The sequence below is a fragment of the Methylibium sp. genome (assembly GCF_031393925.1).
GTDB lineage: Bacteria > Pseudomonadota > Gammaproteobacteria > Burkholderiales > Burkholderiaceae_C > Methylibium.
This window is the reverse complement of record NZ_JANMWL010000312.1, coordinates 1-3,387: the sequence shown is the minus strand read 5'-3', so window position 1 is coordinate 3,387 and position 3,387 is coordinate 1. Positions and strand designations below refer to the sequence as shown.

The following is a 3,387-nucleotide window of genomic DNA, read 5'->3' as shown; positions in this document are numbered from 1 at the left end:
GGCTATTTCAACTTCGCGGGCGTAAGCGGCACGCCAGACGGCCGCGCCGAAAAGCGGCGCAGCGCCGGCCAGGAAGGCCGTGCCCACCAGGCAAGCTGCCGCGCCGACCAGGAAGGCCGCGCCCACCAGGCAAGCGGCCGCGCCGACCAGGAAGGCCGCGCCTGCAAGGCAAGCTGCCGCGCCGGCCAGGAAGGCCGCGCCCACCAGGCAAGCTGCCGCGCCGGCCAGGAAGGCCGCCCCCGCCAGGAAAGCCGCGCCCGCCAAGAAGGCCGCGCGCGGCGCATGAGGCTGGCGCTGGTCGCCGTCGGCCAGCGCCTGCCAAGCTGGGCCGAGACGGCCTGCGACGAATACCTGAAGCGCTTTCCGCCCGAGTGGCGCGTCGAGCTCAAGGCCGTGAAGGCCGAGCCGCGCACCCTGGGCAAGACGGCCGATGCGCTCAAGTCGGCCGAGGCCGTGCGCATCGACGCTGCCTGCCCCAAGGGCGCGCGCCGCGTGGCGCTCGACGAACACGGCCAGCGCCTCACGACCGCTGCGCTGGCCGAGCGCCTGCTGGCCTGGCAACGCGACGGGCGCGACGTGGCGCTGTTGATGGGCGGGCCCGACGGCCTGGCCGATGCCGTGAAGGCGAGCGCCGACGAGACCTTGCGCCTGTCGGACCTGACCTTGCCGCACGCCTTGGCGCGCGTGTTGCTGGCCGAGGCGCTCTACCGCGCCTGGTCGGTCAACGCGGGCCATCCCTACCACCGTGAATGAGCACCGCGCCTGAGGCTCTGGCCGTGCCCGACTTCCTCTACCTCGCCTCCCAGAGCCCGCGCCGCCGCCAGTTGCTCGCGCAGATCGGCGTGCGCCATGAACTGCTGCTGCCGGGCGCGGACGAGGACAGCGAGGCGCTCGAAGCGGTGCAACCGGGCGAGGAGCCGGCCGACTACGTGCAGCGCGTGACCCTCGCCAAGCTGGCCGCGGCGCGCATGCGGCTGCTCTCGCGCGGCCTGCCGGCAGCGCCCATCCTGTGTGCCGACACGACCGTGGCCGTCGACTCGCGCATCCTCGGCAAGCCCACCGACGACGAACACGCGGCGCTGCTGTTGCAGGCACTCTCCGGGCGCACCCACCGCGTTCTCACCGCCGTGGCGGTGAGCGAGGGGCCGCATGCGGCGTTCCAGCCCACCTGCGTGCTGCATATCTCCAGCGTGCGCATGCGCGTGCTGCAAGCCGACGAGATCGTGCGCTACGTTGCCAGCGGCGAAGCCCACGGCAAGGCCGGCGCCTACGCGATCCAGAGCCAGGCGGCGGCGTGGATCGAGCACATCGAAGGCAGCCATTCGGGAATCATGGGCCTGCCGCTGTTTGAAACCGCGCAACTGCTCGGGTCGCTGGGCTGGCAGTTCTGACGGCGCGCCAGCCACCTACCATCGCCCCCGTGCAAGACATCCTCATCAACTGGGCGCCCCAGGAAACGCGCGTGGCGATCGTCGAGAACGGCGTCGTGCAGGAGCTGCACATCGAGCGTGCGCTCGAGCGCGGACTGCTCAGCAACATCTACGCCGGCCGCGTGGCGCGGGTGCTGCCGGGCATGCAAAGCGCCTTCATCGACATCGGCCTGGAGCGTGCCGCCTTCTTGCATGTGGCCGACCTGCACCGCGACGAGCCCGCGGGCCGCGACAACACGGCGGTGCCGCCGATCGAGAAGCAGGTCTTCGAAGGCCAGACCTTGGTGGTGCAGGTCATCAAGGACCCGATCGGCAGCAAGGGCGCGCGGCTGTCCTCGCAGATCAGCATCGCCGGGCGGCTGCTCGTGTTCCTGCCGCAGGACGACCGCATCGGCATCAGCCAGAAGATCGGCTCGCATGAACTGCGCGAGCAGTTGCGTGCGCGCATGCAGGCGCTGGTGGGCCAGAGCGAAAGCGGACACAGCGGCGGCTTCATCCTGCGCACCAATGCCGAAGAGGCCACCGACGCCGAGCTGGCCGAGGACATCGCCTATTTGCGCAAGACCTGGAACGCGATCCGCGAGCGCGCCTTCAAGGCGGCGTCGGGCACCTTGCTGCACCTGGACCTGAGCCTGGTGCAGCGCGTGCTGCGCGACCTGACCCATGAGCAGACGCAAGCGGTGCGCATCGACTCGCGCCTGCAGTACGAGGTGCTGCGCGACTTTGGCGCTCAGTACACGCCGACCTCGGTGGCCAAGCTCGAGCACTACGCCGGCGAGCGGCCGATCTTTGATTTGTTCGGCATCGACCAGGAGATCGAACGCGCCCTGGCGCGCCGCGTCGAACTCAAGAGCGGTGGCTACCTCGTCATCGACCAGACCGAGGCGCTCACCACCATCGACGTCAACACCGGTGGCTACGTCGGCGCGCGCAATTTCGACGACACCATCTTCAAGACCAACCTCGAAGCGGCGCTGGCGATCGCGCGGCAACTGCGGCTGCGCAACCTCGGCGGCATCATCATCCTGGACTTCATCGACATGGTGCGCGCCGAGCACCAGGAAGCGGTGCTCGCCGAGCTGCGCAAGCAACTCGCGCGCGACCGCACCAAGACGACCATCAGCGGTTTTACCCAGCTCGGCCTGGTGGAAATGACGCGCAAGCGCACCCGCGAGAGCCTGGCCCACCTGCTGTGCGAACCCTGCCCCACCTGCGAAGGCAAGGGCCAGGTCAAGACGCCACGCAGCGTGTGCTACGACATCCTGCGCGAGATCTTGCGCGAGGCCCGGCAGTTCAACCCCAAGGAGTTTCGCGTCATCGCCAGCGCGGCGGTGGTGGAAATGCTGCTCGACGAGGAGAGCCAGCATTTGGCGGGCTTGAGCGACTTCATCGGCAAGCCGGTGTCGCTGCGCACGGAGCCGAGTCTGTCGCCGGAGCAGTACGACATCGTGTTGTTGTGAGGCATGGCTTCATGCCCCAACCCGTCGATGCAATAACATATTGGTGTTAAAGCACCAATGCGAGGTTCGAATGAGTCGTCTGACCATCACTCTGTCTGAAGCGCGCTACCGCGCGCTCAAGGAAGCCTCGGCGCAGCGCGACAAGACCATCGGGCAACTGATCGACGAAAGCCTGGATTTCTACGGCATCAAGTCGCGGGATGACGCACGTGAGCTCGTCCGCCGGGCGCGAGCGCACAGCAAGCTTGGCGAAGACCTGGCGCTGGCGGTGGCTCGAGAACAGGTTCGAGCGGTACGTCGCAAGCCGTGAGTCGCCCGGCGATCATTGTCGATACGAATGTTGTCGTGGCGGGTTTGCTGACCAAGGACGAAACGTCGCCCGTCGCCCGCATCCTGGACGGCATGCTGGCCGCCGCGTTTCCCTTTGTCGTGTCCGAGGCCCTGCTAGCCGAATACCGCACGGTGCTCGTGCGGCCGACCCTGCGCAAGCTCCATGG

At 68.4% G+C, this 3,387-nt stretch carries 5 protein-coding genes; all 5 read left to right on the top strand.

Features of this window, described 5'->3' with window-relative positions; genetic code table 11:
* The first annotated feature begins 282 nt into the window (after positions 1 to 282).
* Positions 283 to 753: a 23S rRNA (pseudouridine(1915)-N(3))-methyltransferase RlmH gene (gene rlmH, locus RMO12_RS15890; protein ID WP_309640017.1), complete on the top strand. Its 471-nt coding sequence runs from the start codon at positions 283 to 285 to the stop codon at positions 751 to 753.
* A complete protein-coding gene (locus RMO12_RS15885) occupies positions 750 to 1,391 on the top strand; it encodes a Maf family protein (RefSeq protein WP_309624810.1) in 642 nt (213 codons plus the stop codon). The genes rlmH and RMO12_RS15885 overlap by 4 nt, the downstream gene beginning before the upstream one ends.
* A gap of 29 nt (positions 1,392 to 1,420) precedes the next feature.
* Positions 1,421 to 2,890, top strand: coding sequence for a ribonuclease G (rng, locus tag RMO12_RS15880; RefSeq protein WP_309640016.1), 1,470 nt, complete (start codon positions 1,421 to 1,423; stop codon positions 2,888 to 2,890).
* Between the two features lie 70 nt (positions 2,891 to 2,960).
* Complete coding sequence (locus RMO12_RS15875) at positions 2,961 to 3,200, top strand: CopG family transcriptional regulator (protein ID WP_309624812.1); 240 nt, start codon at positions 2,961 to 2,963, stop codon at positions 3,198 to 3,200.
* Positions 3,197 to 3,387: PIN domain-containing protein (locus tag RMO12_RS15870; protein WP_309640015.1), on the top strand; the 191-nt coding region annotated here is incomplete at its 3' end. The genes RMO12_RS15875 and RMO12_RS15870, both read left to right, overlap by 4 nt.

Coding starts and splice junctions, on each gene's coding strand:
- rlmH (WP_309640017.1), top strand. CDS start 283: ATGAGGCTGGCGCTGGTCGCCGTCGGCCAGCGCCTGCCAAGCTGGGCC.
- RMO12_RS15885 (WP_309624810.1), top strand. CDS start 750: ATGAGCACCGCGCCTGAGGCTCTGGCCGTGCCCGACTTCCTCTACCTC.
- RMO12_RS15875 (WP_309624812.1), top strand. CDS start 2,961: ATGAGTCGTCTGACCATCACTCTGTCTGAAGCGCGCTACCGCGCGCTC.